The organism is uncultured Kordia sp., assembly GCF_947489565.1.
GTDB lineage: Bacteria > Bacteroidota > Bacteroidia > Flavobacteriales > Flavobacteriaceae > Kordia.
Map to the genome: position 1 here is coordinate 19,306 of NZ_CANLEA010000037.1, position 16,473 is coordinate 35,778.

A 16,473-nucleotide genomic window follows, 5' to 3' on the forward strand; every position below is an offset into this window, starting at 1 on the left:
CAGATGAAAAAACTAAGTCTATTATGCATACTCAGTATTTTCTTTTTTTCGTGTGAAAATGATTCAAAGAAAACTGACAAAAAGGACACTGCACAATCGGTGAAAGAATATACGATTGAGCAAATTATGGATAACGAAAGTATTTCTGGTGGGAGTTTTTCTCCTGACAAATCTAAACTATTAGTCACCAGTAACCGTTCAGGAATTAACAATATGTATACGATTCCTGCCAATGGCGGTGATTATACTCCAATTACAGAATCGGATAGTTCATCGGTATACGCGGTTAGTTTCTTTCCAGAAGATGAGCGCATTTTGTATACTATGGATGGAAATGGAGATGAAATTTTCCACTTATTTGTAAAAAATACCGATGGAACTTCTCAAGAATTGACGCCTAAAAAAGGCGCAAGAGCTTCTTTCTTTGGTTGGACAAAAGATGAAAAAGGCTTTTTCTATCAATCAAACGAACGCGATAATCGATATATGGATTTGTATGAAATGGATTTAGCCACATTTACTTCAAAATTGATCTACAAAAACGAAGCTGGATATGGCATTGGAGACATTTCGGACGATAAAAAGTATTTGACATTATCGAAAACGATCAATACCAATGACAACGATTTATTTGTGTATGACATCGCTACTAAAAAATTAACCAAAGTCAATAAGAGTGTAAGTGCAAACAATCCGCAAGAATTTTCAAGTGACAATGCTTCATTATTTTACACAACGGATGCTGATGCAGAATTTGCCTATTTGATGAAATTTAACATCACAGATGAAACACATACAAAAGTGTTAGAGAAATCATGGGATGTTAGTGGAAGTTATACTACAAATAAAGAAACATATCGTGTAACATATACCAATGAAGATGCTAAAAATGCAATAGAAGTAACCGAAGTTGCTTCTGGAAAAAAAGTAGATTTACCCGATTTTAAAGACAAAAGCATTACAAGTGTTTCTTTTTCAAGAGATGATACCATCATGCGATTATATGTTGGTGGCTCAAATACGCCGTCAAATTTATATACCTACGATTTAAAAACGAAAAAGTTAACTCAGCTCACAAATGCTTTGAATAAAGAAGTGAACATAGACGATATGGTAACCGCGAAAGTGATTCGTTACAAATCGTTTGACGGTACTGTAATTCCTGCTATTTATTACTTACCTAAACAAGCTACTGCAGATAAAAAAGTTCCAGCAATGGTTTGGGTTCATGGTGGTCCTGGTGGACAATCTCGCCAATCATTCAGTGCATTAATTCAGTATTTAGTGAATCACGGATATGCTATTTTGGCTGTAAACAATCGCGGAAGTAGTGGTTATGGAAAAACGTTTTACAAAATGGACGATCAAAATCATGGTGAAGGCGATTTGCAAGATTGTGTAGAAGGTAAAAATTGGCTGGCTTCTCAACCAGAAATTGACGGCGATAAAATTGGGATTATAGGCGGTTCGTATGGTGGTTATATGACCATGGCTGCATTAACATATACGCCAGAAGAATTTAAAGTTGGTGTGAATATTTTTGGAGTTACAAACTGGATTCGTACGCTAAAAAACATTCCACCTTGGTGGGAATCATTTAAAGATGCATTGTATGAAGAATTAGGAAATCCGCATACGGCAGATTCTGTACGTCTTAAAAGAATTTCACCATTATTTCACACTGATAAAGTGACAAAACCTTTGATGGTACTACAAGGTGCAAAAGACCCAAGAGTGCTACAAGTAGAGTCGGACGAAATTGTAGCTGGTGTTAAGAAAAATGGTGTTCCTGTTGAATATCTATTGTTTGAAGATGAAGGACACGGATTTGTGAAAAAAGAAAATCAGATACAAGCCAACAGTCAAATTCTCTCATTTTTAGATAAATACCTTAAAAAGAAAGAAGAATTTAAAGATTAAGAAAATTATTTCGTTTGTTTTTGTTTCAATTACTACTTAACTTGTTATGCGAAATTAGAATACTAACACAAAACCAAAAATAATGAGAAAAGGAATATTAATGATGCTCGTAGGATTGTTGTTCATTGCGGCTAGCTGTTCATCTGGAGGAAAAGAAGTCACATTCGATTTACAAGCAAAAAATGATAGCAAAGTTACCGGAACTGTTAGTTTTACAGAAACTGAAGAAGGAAAAGTAAAAATGGTTGCTATTATGGACGGTTTAACTCCTGGAGTGCATGCCATTCATATTCATGAAAAAGCGGATTGTTCTTCTGCCGATGGAAAATCTGCTGGTGGACACTGGAATCCAACATCAGAGCCACACGGAAGATGGAACGCAAAAACTGGATACCACAGAGGTGATATTGGAAACTTTGAAACTGAAGAAAACGGATCAGCTACTGTTGAATTTTCTACAGATCAATGGTGTCTAGGATGTGATGATGAAACGAAAAACATCATTGGAAAATCGATCATAGTTCACGCAGGTGTTGACGATGGAAAATCGCAACCATCTGGTAATGCTGGTGCACGTGTAAGCTGTGGTGGAATTATCAAATAAGAAATAAAAAAATAATATATTGATAAAGCTACTTCCTTCAAAGTAGCTTTATTTTGTATAGAACTTGAATACATCATGAACCCATCTGCCAAAGGCTGGATCAAAAAATTATTAGCCGAATATCAAGCTAGCGATAATACGCCTGTTAGCTGTTCGCTTGACGCTTTGTATAACGAACTCAAAGCTTCTGGTTTTATTTATGGAACAAACTTAAAAGCCATATTTAACAGTGTAACAACTACCGATCTTACCCACGAAGAATTGTGTAAAGTGAATATGATTCTATCGTTTCATTACATTCACAAATGCTATACTTCGGAACGTAAATTTGTAGATAGTGTTACCGATTTTTATAATATCGTAGATGATTTTAAAAGTTCGTTCTTTCAGGAATTATTCCTTGGTAAAAAGAAATCGTATGATCTGCTGGAAAGCATGATTAATAAGCGAATTGCCATTGATGACAATCTTATCACCAAAAACTTCAATTACCTAATTACCAACACCTTATTATTTGTTGATGTATTAGCGTATGAAAAATATTTACAAACTGGCGAAGTTACAGATCAATACTTACGTGATTTAGAAGCTACGATAGAAACCATCATTTTTGCTGCCTTAGATTTAAAGACAGAAAAAACTAAATATGATAAGAGTCTAATCAAACTTTTTGAATCTTCTTTTCGTTACGATCATCGTGAGCGATTACAATATGATGATGTTATCAAAAAAGTAACCAATCCGTTAACGAGATATTATATCATCGATTTGGTTTGCATGACCTTTTGGACAGATAAAATCATTGATGATGAAGAACATGCTTTTCTAGATCGTTTGGGGAAAGACTTGCAAGTAACCAACGATGTTTTAATGAAAGCTGCCGCAGATATTGCCCAGTTTTATGAAGAACATAAAGATGAGGTTGCCTTATTAAAATCGCGCAATATGATTCAGAGTTTTTATGAGAACTCTAGCAACATGGTTAAAAAGCTCATCAATCGAAACAAAAAGCGACTGGCTACAGAGATGTATGAAAGTAAAGAATTGATGATTTTATTGACACAATCTACAACCCGATCACTTTCGGATGAAGAGCAGAAACGTGTCAAAGATCAATTATTAGACATTTTTAAAAGCATTCCGAGTTTGGCAATTTTTATGCTGCCTGGCGGAATGTTATTATTGCCAATCGTAATTAAATACATTCCAAACATATTACCTTCTGGCTTTGACGATAATCGTTTGAAAGAAGAAGAAGAAGAAGAAGAATAGTATACTACAAAAGCATCCTTTTATATAAAAAGGATGCTTTTAACTTTTGTGAATACTTATTCTTGTTTTTTTGCAAAGAGTCCTGAAAATGGAATTACAATATTTTCAACGGCCAATCCGCCTGACAATCGAATTCCGTTTTCTCCAGTTGTGCTGTCTGTAGCTCCTGCACTACCAACATAATGGTTTGGATCGTCTTGGAATCCATTTAACACCAATGTTGCTCCTTTAAAACCACTCGCAACAAAATGATAATGAATTGAAACTGCTACATTTACATCTCCAATTGTAAAAAAACCTTTTCCTTGTCCGTTGCTGCTATTTGCTTCTGTGATCTGTAATACGGCTCCTGAATCTTGGTTTTCGTATGTTCCTACTAAACTCATAATTAATTTTTTTAGATTAAATACCTACTCTATTTTGGCTTTTCAGCATGCGCCTTTTGTATTGTTTTGAAATTTTCAATTCAAAAGTGGCTGATTATTAGTCAAAAAGAAAAATAAATGAGTGACTAGATATATTTGTTAAGTGAATGCACTATATCTTCTAGTAATTCGAAAAAGAAGCTTCTTAGCGTTTTGGAACGTTTGTTATTTTTTAGATTGACTGTACAATTGCTGTAAACTTTCTTCAAGTTCTGCTGCGTATTTAAAATAGTCTGGAGTAGAAAAGATAGAGTTGAAATATAAATTTCGCAATTCCTCTCCTTTTTCTTTTTTAGCAAATGCTACAAAATGTCCGTACAAAGCTCCGTAAAGTTCCTTTAAATGTGCTTTTTTGTATGATTCTTTTTTATCATAACCTGTCCATTCAAAATCTTCGAAGTCAAATGCGGTATATTCGTAATATGGTTTTTCATTAAAAGTTGGTAATTTACTCGCAAATTCAAGTAACTTATCATAATTTTCAACCATATTCAACACTCTAAATCGTTGTGTCAATGCATTAGAAATGGAGAAATATAACATTGCTTTTTCTGTATCATTTTCCAAGCCATACTCGTCAAGATTAAAGTTGTACGTACTTAAATCTTTCTCATTAAAAATCTTTGCAATTCCACTTTGAATTCGATAATAATAATTGTCTACCAATGCTCTACTATCTATTTCTTTTGCTAGCGTTTCCTTTGCGACTTGTTCACTGGATTTTACTTCTGTAGTTTCAGGTTGATTATTATAATGAATTTCACGTATTACGTACCAATACTTTAGCTCTTGGGCAGATGGTTTGGAAAGAAATTCTTTTGTCAATAACTTTTCATCTGCTGCTCCAACAGCAATCAAAGCATCAATAATATGGTTCAATCCTGGCGTTCGCAATGCTTCAACAGATTTTTTAAAATCTTCTCCTGTGGCATTCACGTTATTAGAATAAATCTCGCCAAGTTGCACAAGATTTTTAAAATCAGGATTGTTTTCTTGTCCCACTAAAGTCAAGGACAACGTGAAAAATACGATGGTAAAAAAATATTTCATGTTAATGTATATGTATACGGTTTTCCTAAAACTAACAGAATCCTAGTTAATATCAAAGTATATACTATTTTTTTATTTTTTAGATTGAAGTTACTTTTCTGAAAACAGTAATCGCATCAAAATCTATTTGAACATAGACTTAAACTTTTGTATATCTTCTAATTCGCCGCCAAGGATAAAATATTGTTTAGTATAGTCTTTTAGAGCAAGTTCTTTTTCTACATATAAAAAATAAGGTTCTACCAATGTATTTAGTTCTTTTAGCGAATGTTTTTTATGAATCGTAATTCCGATGCGGTACGTAGAAAATCCTGCTTTATCATTTAAATCCTTATAAATGTTCTCCTCCAAGAATTTATATTTTGGTGGAATTTGGGTTTTACTAAGTGAACTTATGGAACAATGAATCATTTGTGTAAAAGATTAAAACTATTGAACTTTACTATTAACACAACAACGATCTTCCTTGCAATGGCAAAACTTTCTATTATAAAAATGAAGAAACACCAAACTTAAAGACGGAAAATAAATAGCATACTCAGGTATAGAAAGCCATTGCATGCGTTCGTTTATCAAAATAAAACTTAAAACAAACCAAGTAGTCCATAATGCATACTTCATCCATTCTTTACTGGTAGATATTACTGACCAATAAATTGCAACGAAAGAAATCACCAAAAAAAATAGATCTAAGGCTTTCCACCAAAGTGGCACTGAAGTTCCTTCGCAACAAATCATTTGTGATTGTGCAATAAACAGTAATGGCGTTGCTAAGCAGTGAACCAAACAAAGACTACTAGCATAAATTCCTATTGTATCAGACTTTTTCTTGTATAAAACCATATTATTAATGCAACTTAGTTGCAAATATAAATATTATTTTTGTTAAAGCAACTTAGTTCCTTAATTTTGAAACATGGGAGTTATACGAAAAACAAAATCAGTTCAGACCTTACTTGACATTTTTACTGAGAATAAAGAAGCGATTTCTGCAGTACAACTTATTGAGCTTTTAAAGGAAAAGATGAATAAAACTACTATTTACAGAATTCTTGAGCGCTTAGAAAGTGATGGTATTGTCCATTCGTTTGTGGATAAAGATGGACTCAAATGGTATGCTACTTGTACCGATGGTTGTTCTTCTTCTCATCATGTAGATATTCATCCGCATTTTCAATGTCAAGATTGTGGAAAAGTAGATTGTTTGTCTGTAGAAATGACCATTCCTAGGATTCCAAATAGAACGATCAATTTTTCTCAAATATTATTGATTGGTAGATGTGAAGAATGTTTGTAAATATTCTTTATTCAAAGCTATAATGTAAACCATTGCACTTCCAGCATAGGAAGCACAATGGATACTGATCGAATAATGGCTAATCAAACGATACTTATTTTTTGTTTCATGGGTTTTAATAAGAAAACCAATAGCATAATCATAAAGCTTATTCCTAGCAATCCTAAAATTCTTAAATGAGTGGCATCCTCTTTATAAGTGTATGCAAATGCAGGAAGATTTTTATAATCGCTTTTCGCAAATTTTTGATTGTTAAACATAAACGGAAGGAAGAAGTCTCTCCATTGTTGAGCAAACTCTAAACTTTGAGATCTGAATTCTTGGTAATCTTTTTCAGAAGTTCCTGCCAAATCATTCAATGCATTTTGAACCGTCAATGCAGGAGACAACCAACTAAAGGTATGTGCCCATTGATGCTGATTCTCTAATTGTGTTTCAAATTTTTCTACCACAGGGCGCAATTCTTCTTTCACCAAATTTTGTGTTGCCATGTATTTATGATAAAAGTTTCTGGTTTGTGTACTATCATTAATGGCATATTCAGGATGATCTCTTAAATAACTATCTAAAATTTTATCCTGTTTCTTTGTCGCTTCTGCTTTGAGCGTTCGCATCTGATTGAGCATTAAAGTTCTGGAAGGCATCGGATACAAAGAATTACTCAATTGATTCAATATGGATGGTGATAACAATACAAATAATACCCAAAAACCAATTAGTGCAATGGCGTTTTTAGCAGAGCTGCGAATCCAAATATTGGTTGCAAACGCCAATACAAACCAAAATAGCGCGTATACAATAATGTATCCTATTAATACTAAAAGTGATGTCCAATTTGCTGTGAAATCAAAGGAAAATATGACAAAGACTAGCAGAAGTGTAACACTGATGCATAAAATCAACCAAAAAAAGCGCAATCCTAATTTTTGTAAAACCCAGGTTCTGATTCGAATTGGTTGAGAAGCCAACAATTTCAACGTTCCACTTTCACGCTCAGCAGCTAAAACATTAAACGAGAAAGCAATGATTAATAATGGCAACAGATAAATGATGACAAATGCCAAATCGAAACTCCCGAACAGTAGTTGTACTGGACTTGTCATTTCTGTATAACTCATCGATAAATCGTCACCTGTAACTGTTGGTTTTACATAATGCGTGAATAAATCTGATTGTCCTGTAGCTATAAAGGCAGTAGATTTTGCTGGCATGTTAACTACTCTGGCTAAAGAATTACCAATCACTACAGGTCGTGAAGGCAATCGCCATCTAGACACGCTGACTTTGTGTCCATTTTCTAAAGAATCTAACACGCTTAACGTTGCTGTTTCTTGTGTTTTAAGTTCTGTTACGGCAGCTTCAATACTGTTTTGGCGCGCTTCTACTTTTTGAATGCCATTGTATACTGCAAATCCAAATAACAGAAGCAACAATATACTTAGTAACTGAATCCATCGATTACGAATCAATAAAAGCCATTCATATTTAAAATTATATCGTAACATTTTACAGTGATTTAGTAGTGAAAAACAATAATGTGAAAGAACCTACCAACCAAACCAGCATGATAATAATGCTTGAAGTATTGGTTTGTATAATTTTTGATAACGATGGCGGTTCATAATTGAATTTTGGTAATTGTTTCCAAAAATCTGCATCTGCTTTAAAACCCCATTCTCCATATGTAGATGCTTCTGCAAAATGATCATTCAGGAATTTTTGAGTTTCAATTCGATAGTTTTCAGCGGCATCTGAAAAATCCCAATGTGTATTATAATCAGTCTTTGCAATCGCCATACTTAAAAATCGTACTGGCAAGTAGGGAGAAATTGCAGCTAATTTTTGATAGATTCCATTTTGATTGGAATATTGTGTCTTTAAGTAATTATAATGCTTAAAATAGATTTCCGCTTCGTGCTCTTCTCCTTTTTGCATTCGATAACCATCATAATTAAATGGCAACTGACTCAAACTATCTACTCCATATTTTTTGAGCGTTTGTTCTTCTAATTCTTTTGCTGCTTTACTCCACGGATTATGACCGTCTAAGCCTTGTTTTTTATCCTGCGCAATATTTTCACTAAACTCTTGCCTTGTTGGATATGGATATTTGTACTCTGCCAAATTGCTGGCTGCTTTGGGTAAAACCAAACACACTAAAATCCAAACACTTAAAGAAAGCACCAAAGCTATTCCAGATTTACTTACAGAAGCTGAAATAATCAATATCAAATTGATAAAAATAGCATAGTAGATCAGATATGTTACAAGCAATGTGAATAATGATGCCCAACTAAACACACCAAAATCTGGCAAATTAGACAATAACAAACCTGTAATTAAGAATAGAGCACTTAATAATATGCATACAGGAAAAAAGATGGCCATCCATTTTCCAAAAACAATCTTCCAACCTACGGCGCCTTGACTGTTTAAAAGTGTGAGTGTTCCATTCTCTTTTTCTTTGGTAATGCTATTGTATGCGATTAAAATCAACAGTAAAGGAATGATAAACAACAAAATAAAATCTGGTGTCAAATCTCCAAAACGCGCCAATCCTGTCTGATCGGAAGCTGCGATGAATTGTGCTTCATTGCGATTGTGTGCTTCTAAGAAAATAGAAGTTCCGGTATATTTATCTACTCCTTGATCAATTAATGATAACGGATATTTTGGCTTAAAAGCATAGGTTCCGTAATGTGCTGCGGAGTGTGGATTTTTCTCTCCTTGATTGTCCCAAACTTCACGTTCATTAGCACTTGCTTCCACATATTGTTCGTTCACATTTTTATAATGATTGGTACTTATAAACACTGCGATTGCGGTGAGAAACAATACGATGATAAAAGCGATTCTGACACGACCGTCGCGCCACAATTCTTTAATTTCTTTTCTAAACGTATGTACGATCATGATTGCAACGAATTATAAGACATGGTTTCCAAATAACTATCTTCCAACTCTTTTAAGGAAAGTGTATCCACTGACCATTGTTGTTTTAATTGTCCATCTTTCATAATTCCGATAGTTGTTGCGACTTCTTTCGCGCGAAATAAATCGTGTGTTGCCATCAATGTTGCCACTCCTTTTTGTCGTAGTTTTTGAAGTAATTGTCCAAATTCATTACTTGCTTTCGGATCTAATCCAGAAGTAGGTTCGTCCAAAAGCAATACTTTGGCATCTTTGGCGAGTGCTATTGCGATTCCTACTTTTTGGCGCATACCTTTTGAATATTTAGCGACCGATTTATGAAATGCTGAAGTTTGCAATCCTGCTTCGACTAAAAAGGCTTCTAGTTCTGATTTTTTGAACTTTTTATTGGCAATTCCCGAAAAATAATCAAGGTTTTCTATAGCACTTAAGCTAGGATATAACATTAAGTTTTCAGGAATATAAGCAAGGTGATTTTTGGTCAATTTTGGTTTCTCTACCACATTGATATCATTGATGTATGCGCTACCAAGCGTAGGTTTGATAAACCCTAATAGTAGATTGATTGTGGTTGTTTTCCCTGCTCCATTCGCACCCAAAAGGCAATAAATTTCTCCTTCTTTTACCGTTAAACAAAGTGAATCTAAAGCAGTGAAATCACCATAAGTTTTGGTGAGGTTATTAATACGTATCATAAATTTAGTATTGATTGATTACGCTCTAATTGTGCTGTAATACAACACAAATCAGCATAGTATGATTGATGATTATGTACAGAAGAAAATGAAATTCGTGAATACTATTGAATACTAATTATATGCAATGCATTATTATAATTCATTTGCAATGAATCATTCCATAACATTTCCATGTACGTTTGTAAAAAGTGTATTTTATGTTAGACCAAAGCTGGTGGTGGTCTATTGAAGAATTGAGTAGTATAAAACTCTGTAACTACAGGATTCTTATACAGTAATATGATTGGCTTATGAAGTGTTTCAACTAAAAGAGTTGTTTCTTCAAAAGTATCTGTATGAGAATCAAAAAGGTTTTTTTCGTTGGAATCTAAAATCAAAAAACAATCCTCACATTCTGCAACATCATCATGAGAAAACGCATGAGACATGGAATGCGCAACGCCCATCTTTAATAATACAAAGATAGCTAGCAGTAGTAAACTGCGCATTTTGAGTATGTTCGATTTTTGAATCACAACTCAAAACTAAGTAAAAATATTCGTAAAATAAGTTAATATTTAAAAGAATCAGCGAAGAAAATAAGAGATGGGAATTGTCTGCAAAGCCTTTTTGGATTATTCTGGATTAACAAAAACTCAAAAGTGACTAATTATCAATTAAAAAGAAAACAAGTGAATGAACTATATGTTTTAGTAATTTAAACAAACAGTTTTTCAACTATAAATATTGAGTGTCATGAAGAAACTATCTTTTCATTACATATTTAAATTTCAGTCATTTTCACCTGGAACCTAAAAGGTTTTGTTAAAGTTTAAATAAAAAAAGAAACGATTCGTGAATCTTTCGTTAAAATTTATAAATCTCGAGTATCATTTTTATAAAGTTTTAGATTTTCTAAGTAGTTTTCTATTGAAAATTAAAACTTTAACTTATGAAATTATTGAAAATTACGTTACTATTTACATTCCTTTTTTCTTTTCATTTTTTGACCGCTCAAGATCAAAAAGACAAAACGTACACTGATTATCAGCTTTCAGATTCTAGATTTAGCATCATTGGTTATGGTGGTGTTGGGTATGCTGTTGTTGATAATGACAATCAGCCAAATTATAACTTAGATGCCAGTACTTTTGACATTCTATTAAATTATCGCATTGGCAAACGCTATGGAATTGCCACTGGACTTGGTTTTAACCAACTTTCTGGAACTGGATTTGATAATGCTGGGCAAAACTTTTATCACGAACGTGGAACACTTAAAATTCCGTTGTTATTGAGTGCTAATTATAATATTGCTCCAAAAGTACGCTTGGTTGCCAATATTGGTGTTTATGCACAAACTATTCTTAAAGACGATTTTACTTTTGCAGGCAATGCTACTATTGGAGACATTTATGAAGGTTGGAATTTTGGATTACAATCTGGCATTGGAATGTCGTATGATTTCAATAACAAATTTAGTCTCGGTTTGATGTTTAATACACAAGGAGATTTTAGCCGATTTGATACTGCATCTGATGTGAATGTCAACAACAATCAAAAAATAAAAAGTATTAACACAGCTGGTTTGTTATTTACATTCAATTTATAGCTATGTTTTGTGTTTGAAAAAGTCTTCTCTAGTCAAGAATTCAACATAGAAATACAACAACGATTTTCTTAAAAATTGCCTGCCCTATATTGTTCAATTACGGGCAGGCATTCTTTTGAATTCCAACTTTTGCATCTAGTTTAGGGACATCAATTACAAAATATATCAGATGAAAAGACTTAGTTTAATTACACTTTTAACCCTTATTTTTTCTTTTACAACGCTACACGCACAAAATGATCATACTACTGATGAAAACCATCAATCAAGCTCTAGATTTAGTTTTATGGCATACGGCGGTATTGGATATGCAGTTGTAGATAGCAGATGGCAGCCAAATTATAATTTAGATGCAAATATTGGCGAATTCTTAGTACAATATCGGATTGGAAAACATTACGGAATTTCAACAGGAATTGGAATCGTTGAAATGACAGGAAATGGTTTTTATTATACGCATGGACCTTTTTATCATGAACGTGCAAACTTTAAAATTCCGTTACTATTTAGTGTGAATTATAAGGTAGCACCTAAAGTACGTTTGCTTGCTAATGTTGGTCCTTATGGGCAGGTTATTTACAGAGATGAATTTATCTTTTTTAATGGCGGGCATGTAGATGATATTTACAGTGGTTGGAGCATTGGGTTACAATTTGGTGTTGGAATGTCGTATCACATCAGTTCAAAAATGAGTCTAGGTATGATGTTTAGTTCTCAAGGAGATTTTAACCGATTAAGTATTGACACCAATAAAAATATTTTTGCAGATCCACATAGAATTTCTAGAATTAATACGCTAGGATTGGTTTTTACATTTAATTTTTAAACGTATAAAAGAGCGCTACACTTCGACTCCGCTCAGTGTGAGCGCTCTTAGGTTTAGGTAATTGTTTTCGTTTTGAATCTTACATTAAAATTCAGCATTCAACATTTATCATTTCAAAGTCAATTCAGCCAATTTTTAAAGTCTTTCACTCGTTCACGGCTTACTATAATTTCTTGTTCTTTAAAGTTGTTTAGTTTTATTTGCAAGCGTGAATTCGTATAACTTACAATGTCTTGGATACAACTTTTGTGTACAATAAACTTCCGATTGACTCGATTGAATGTTGTTGTTGGCAAAACAGTTTCTAAATGTGATAGCGAATAATCAACAGGAAAAGATTGATTGTTTTTTGTGTGAATAAACGTTGTATTGTGTTCACTATAAAAACACACGATTTCTGCGAGTTTGATGATTTTAATTTTACGACCAACTTTTACGACAAAACTTTCTTTATATGCTGTTTCTTTTGAATACTGAATAAAGTTTTGGACTTCTTCCACTTGATTCGGAATTGGATGAAAGTTTTTTACTTTGGCGATCGCTTCTTGTAATTTTTCTGTCGAAATAGGTTTCAATAAATACGCAATACTTTTATAATCGAACGCTTGCAAAGCATACATATCATAGGCTGTTGTAAATACAATATAACTAGAAGTTTTAACAGCTTTAAAAATCTCAAAGATCAATCCGTCACCTAATTTGATATCTACAAAAAATACGGTTGGATGTTCATTGTTTCGCAACCATGAAATGGCACTTTTTACGGAAGAAAGTTCTGCAACCACCTCAACCTGTTGTTCCATGAGTTTTCGCGCCAATCTCCTACTCGATGGAATTTCGTCTTCTATGATTAATGCTTTCATGCGTTTTCCATATTTAATAGTGGCAATTTGATTGTAAAACTAGCAGCTTCATCTTGAATGACAACTTCTTTTTCGGTTAAAAAAGCATAGCGTTTTTGAATATTTTCAATCCCGGTTCCTTTTGTATTTTCAATGGTGGCTTTGAGTTGTTTTGTATTTTGAATGCTAATATAATCGTCTTGTATTTCTATTGTAATTTGCAATGGTTTTTCTGCGGAAACTTCATTGTGTTTGATGGTGTTTTCTATCACTTGTTGTAATGCTAATGGAATGATATATTGATGTGAAGCAACTGTTTTTGGCAATACATATTGAAATGCTTCTTCATAGCGATACTTTAGCAATTCTAAATAGTCTTTAGAGAATAATAATGCACTTTGCAACGATACAATATCTTCATCTTCTTGACGCAAAAAATGTCGGTAAATATTGCCTAAAGATTCTGAGAAACGAACAGCTTTCTGCGGATTTTCTTCAATCAAAGCAGTCAATACATTGATATTATTAAACAAAAAATGTGGACTTAACTGACGGCGGAGACTTTCATACTTTTCCGTTTGTTTCCCTATGGCAGCTTTCAATGCTTTTTGCTCAGTTGAACGCGTTTCATTAAAGTATAAAAACTGATAACACAACGTACAAATAATCACAAATACACTCCTATCTCCAACTCCCGTAATTAAATATATAAAATTAAAATTCTTTATGACGATATCATAATCTGTATACATTAATAGTTTGAGGAAAAAATACATGTTTATTAAAAGCTCCATGATTACAAAAATTCCTAATGTCGTTATAATTAGTGAACCTAAAATTGAAACTTTTGTTTCTAAATAGCTATAAAATAATACAACGAGATGCCAGCATAAAAACGCAATACAAAAATTGAATACATACTCTTTCCCCATAAAAAACAGGAACTCTAAATTTAGATAATTAAGTCCAACGCCTCCATGATAAATATAGAATATAACAGTGTAAATCATATAGAGAAACGTAAGTACTAATGCATATATAGCTACCTTTTTGTACATGCTTTTAGTTTTCCATGCTATTTTCTTGGAAGTACTATTTTTAGTTTTAAAATTATATTTTAAATAGTGAATCGCAGCTAGAAGAAACATAATAATAATAACATACGCTATTGTTTCAATATATAGTAAGTGAATATCATCTCTTCCTAAAAAACTAGTGTAATGTCTAACACCACACATTACTACAGAGAGTAAAACTGGGGTTCCGATGGCATATAGAAAATATGGAAAAGGTTTCTGTGTTTTGTTTTTTATACGCAACCATTCATTCGTAGCGAAGAAAGCTGAAAATAGTAAAAAGAATGCAATTGTTACTTTTCCTAACTTTTGAAAAAACCTTGTATAATCATAATTTGTATGATTAAAGGATTCTATAAGTTCAAAGCTAAAGAGAAATAGTATTATTAAGAATGTAGAAAGTAGCGTTCTTCCTAGTAATATAAGTGTTCGTTTTGTTGTCATCATACTTGTTTTTAAATTTCAAGTATAAAAGTCAATAAAACAATTTTTCTGCTAAAAAAAATGATAGTGAGTTGTTGTTTGGTGTGAGTGAGTTGTTTTTTTAGACGCGCTTCGCTTTTAGAGCGCACATTCGTGCTTTTGGTATCGCTCCGCTGTTAGAACGCTTTGCTTTTAGATCGCTTCGCTCTTGGATGTATTTTGGTTATTTGTTGATTTGTTTGTTCGTTTATTCGTTTGTTCGAAAATACTTTTACATTTATAGTTTCTAAGTACTTCTCGATACTAATTTGTTTCACAAATTCACTCGAAGTGACGTTTGGTGTTGCATAAACAGATTACTTCGTCGCAACTCCGCGTAATGACGTATCGAAACACAACTTTTACATTTAAAATTTAGCATTTTACATTTATAATTTCTAAGCTAATTCAGCCAATTTTTAAAGTCTTTTACACGTTCGCGACTTACTATGATTTCTTGTTCATGGAAGTTGTGTAGTTTTATTTGTAAGCGAGAGTTGGTGTAACTTACAATGTCTTTGATAGCATTGATATTGATGTAAAACTTTCTACTCACACGATAAAATATTTCTGGCGATAGTTCGTCTTCTAAATTTTCTAACGAAGTTTCTAAGAGATAATTTCTGCCTTCAACCGTATGCGCATAGGTTCCTTTGTTTTCACTGTAAAAACATTCTATTTCGTCAATTGGAATCATTTTTAAGTGTTGTCCCACTTTTACGGTATAGCGTTTTTTGTATGTGCGTTCTATCGGATTTACCAATAGTTTTTTGATATCATCAAAGTTCAATTGTACATTTTGTGCTTTTGGCGCACGTGATTTGTATTTTTCTACAGCAGTAACCAATTCGTCTTCATCAATCGGTTTGAGTAAGTAATCAATACTATTCAATTTAAAAGCTTGCAAGGCATATTCGTCATAAGCAGTCGTGAAAATGATCGCAGAAGTAATATCAATCACTTCAAAAATCTCAAAGGACAATCCGTCTGACAATTGAATGTCTAAAAATATCAAATCTGGATGTTCATTATTTTGAAACCATTCAACAGATTCGGCTACAGAGTGCAACATGACTTCTACGTTCATATCTTCTGCTTCTAACATACGATTGAGTCTTCTTGCTGATGGCTTTTCGTCTTCGATGATGATTACTTTCATTGGTTGTTTTTATTGTTGATTTGTTTTTTTGTTGATTTGTTTTTTTGACAATCTGTTTCTCACGAGTAAATTATTTTATCGTAACTCCTTGTAATGACATATTGAAATATAACTTTTACATTTAGAATTTTACATTTATAGTTTCTAAGTACTTCTCGATACTAATTTGTTTCACAAATTCACTCGAAGTGACGTTTGGTATTATACAAGCAGATTACTTCATCGCAACTCCTCGTAATGACATATTGAAATATAACTTTTACATTTATAATTTAGCATTTTACATTTATAGTTTCTAAGTACTTCTCGATACTAATTTG

At 32.9% G+C, this 16,473-nt stretch carries 17 protein-coding genes; 6 read left to right on the plus strand and 11 right to left on the minus strand.

What is annotated here, in order from left to right:
- Window positions 1-3: 3 nt before the first annotated feature.
- The 3 genes from Q0845_RS27085 to Q0845_RS27095 all read left to right on the plus strand — a co-directional run bounded on the left by Q0845_RS27085 (window position 4) and on the right by Q0845_RS27095 (window position 3,796).
- Complete coding sequence (locus Q0845_RS27085) at window positions 4-1,920, plus strand: alpha/beta fold hydrolase (protein ID WP_298520983.1); 1,917 nt, start codon at window positions 4-6, stop codon at window positions 1,918-1,920.
- A gap of 82 nt (window positions 1,921-2,002) precedes the next feature.
- The gene (locus Q0845_RS27090; protein WP_298520985.1) at window positions 2,003-2,524 is read left to right on the plus strand and encodes a superoxide dismutase family protein; all 522 of its coding nucleotides are present in this window, start codon (window positions 2,003-2,005) and stop codon (window positions 2,522-2,524) included.
- Between the two features lie 75 nt (window positions 2,525-2,599).
- On the plus strand, window positions 2,600-3,796 hold the full coding sequence (locus tag Q0845_RS27095) for an LETM1-related biofilm-associated protein (protein ID WP_298520987.1): 1,197 nt from the start codon (window positions 2,600-2,602) through the stop codon (window positions 3,794-3,796).
- Window positions 3,797-3,852: 56 nt separating this feature from the next.
- Here the strand turns inward: Q0845_RS27095 and Q0845_RS27100 are convergent, their stop codons facing one another.
- The 4 genes from Q0845_RS27100 to Q0845_RS27115 form a co-directional block, all read right to left on the minus strand.
- Window positions 3,853-4,182, minus strand: a complete 330-nt coding sequence (locus tag Q0845_RS27100; RefSeq protein WP_298520989.1) for a hypothetical protein — start codon at window positions 4,180-4,182, stop codon at window positions 3,853-3,855.
- Window positions 4,183-4,386: 204 nt separating this feature from the next.
- Window positions 4,387-5,271 carry a hypothetical protein gene (locus tag Q0845_RS27105; RefSeq protein ID WP_298520991.1) on the minus strand — a complete coding sequence of 295 codons (885 nt, stop codon included), beginning with the start codon at window positions 5,269-5,271 and terminating at the stop codon, window positions 4,387-4,389.
- Between the two features lie 123 nt (window positions 5,272-5,394).
- Window positions 5,395-5,622 carry a hypothetical protein gene (locus Q0845_RS27110; RefSeq protein WP_298520993.1) on the minus strand — a complete coding sequence of 76 codons (228 nt, stop codon included), beginning with the start codon at window positions 5,620-5,622 and terminating at the stop codon, window positions 5,395-5,397.
- 78 nt (window positions 5,623-5,700) lie between these two features.
- Window positions 5,701-6,114: a MerC domain-containing protein gene (locus Q0845_RS27115; RefSeq protein ID WP_298520995.1), complete on the minus strand. Its 414-nt coding sequence runs from the start codon at window positions 6,112-6,114 to the stop codon at window positions 5,701-5,703.
- A 73-nt stretch (window positions 6,115-6,187) separates the two neighbouring features.
- On the opposite strand from Q0845_RS27115, the gene Q0845_RS27120 reads away from it, so the two are divergent.
- Window positions 6,188-6,568 carry a Fur family transcriptional regulator gene (locus Q0845_RS27120; protein WP_298520997.1) on the plus strand — a complete coding sequence of 127 codons (381 nt, stop codon included), beginning with the start codon at window positions 6,188-6,190 and terminating at the stop codon, window positions 6,566-6,568.
- Window positions 6,569-6,651: 83 nt separating this feature from the next.
- On the opposite strand, the gene Q0845_RS27125 is transcribed toward Q0845_RS27120, so the two are convergent.
- The 4 genes from Q0845_RS27125 to Q0845_RS27140 form a co-directional block, all read right to left on the minus strand.
- Window positions 6,652-8,073 carry a DUF3526 domain-containing protein gene (locus tag Q0845_RS27125; RefSeq protein WP_298520999.1) on the minus strand — a complete coding sequence of 474 codons (1,422 nt, stop codon included), beginning with the start codon at window positions 8,071-8,073 and terminating at the stop codon, window positions 6,652-6,654.
- A gap of 1 nt (window position 8,074) precedes the next feature.
- Complete coding sequence (locus tag Q0845_RS27130; RefSeq protein ID WP_298521001.1) at window positions 8,075-9,481, minus strand: DUF3526 domain-containing protein; 1,407 nt, start codon at window positions 9,479-9,481, stop codon at window positions 8,075-8,077.
- Window positions 9,478-10,194, minus strand: a complete 717-nt coding sequence (locus tag Q0845_RS27135; protein WP_298521003.1) for an ATP-binding cassette domain-containing protein — start codon at window positions 10,192-10,194, stop codon at window positions 9,478-9,480. The genes Q0845_RS27130 and Q0845_RS27135 overlap by 4 nt, the downstream gene beginning before the upstream one ends.
- Window positions 10,195-10,397: 203 nt before the next feature.
- Window positions 10,398-10,685, minus strand: coding sequence for a hypothetical protein (locus Q0845_RS27140; RefSeq protein WP_298521005.1), 288 nt, complete (start codon window positions 10,683-10,685; stop codon window positions 10,398-10,400).
- A 443-nt stretch (window positions 10,686-11,128) separates the two neighbouring features.
- Here Q0845_RS27140 and Q0845_RS27145 point away from each other — a divergent pair, with 443 nt between their 5' ends.
- Window positions 11,129-11,788, plus strand: a complete 660-nt coding sequence (locus tag Q0845_RS27145) for an outer membrane beta-barrel protein (RefSeq protein ID WP_298521007.1) — start codon at window positions 11,129-11,131, stop codon at window positions 11,786-11,788.
- 169 nt (window positions 11,789-11,957) lie between these two features.
- Complete coding sequence (locus Q0845_RS27150; RefSeq protein WP_298521009.1) at window positions 11,958-12,614, plus strand: hypothetical protein; 657 nt, start codon at window positions 11,958-11,960, stop codon at window positions 12,612-12,614.
- 119 nt (window positions 12,615-12,733) lie between these two features.
- Here Q0845_RS27150 and Q0845_RS27155 read toward each other — a convergent pair whose 3' ends face one another.
- From Q0845_RS27155 to Q0845_RS27165, 3 genes are all read right to left on the minus strand, one after another.
- Window positions 12,734-13,477, minus strand: coding sequence for a LytTR family DNA-binding domain-containing protein (locus Q0845_RS27155; RefSeq protein ID WP_298521011.1), 744 nt, complete (start codon window positions 13,475-13,477; stop codon window positions 12,734-12,736).
- Window positions 13,474-14,979, minus strand: coding sequence for a sensor histidine kinase (locus Q0845_RS27160; RefSeq protein WP_298521013.1), 1,506 nt, complete (start codon window positions 14,977-14,979; stop codon window positions 13,474-13,476). Before Q0845_RS27160 ends, Q0845_RS27155 begins: the two co-directional genes overlap by 4 nt.
- A gap of 418 nt (window positions 14,980-15,397) precedes the next feature.
- A complete protein-coding gene (locus Q0845_RS27165) occupies window positions 15,398-16,153 on the minus strand; it encodes a LytTR family DNA-binding domain-containing protein (protein WP_298521015.1) in 756 nt (251 codons plus the stop codon).
- Window positions 16,154-16,473 lie beyond the last annotated feature (320 nt).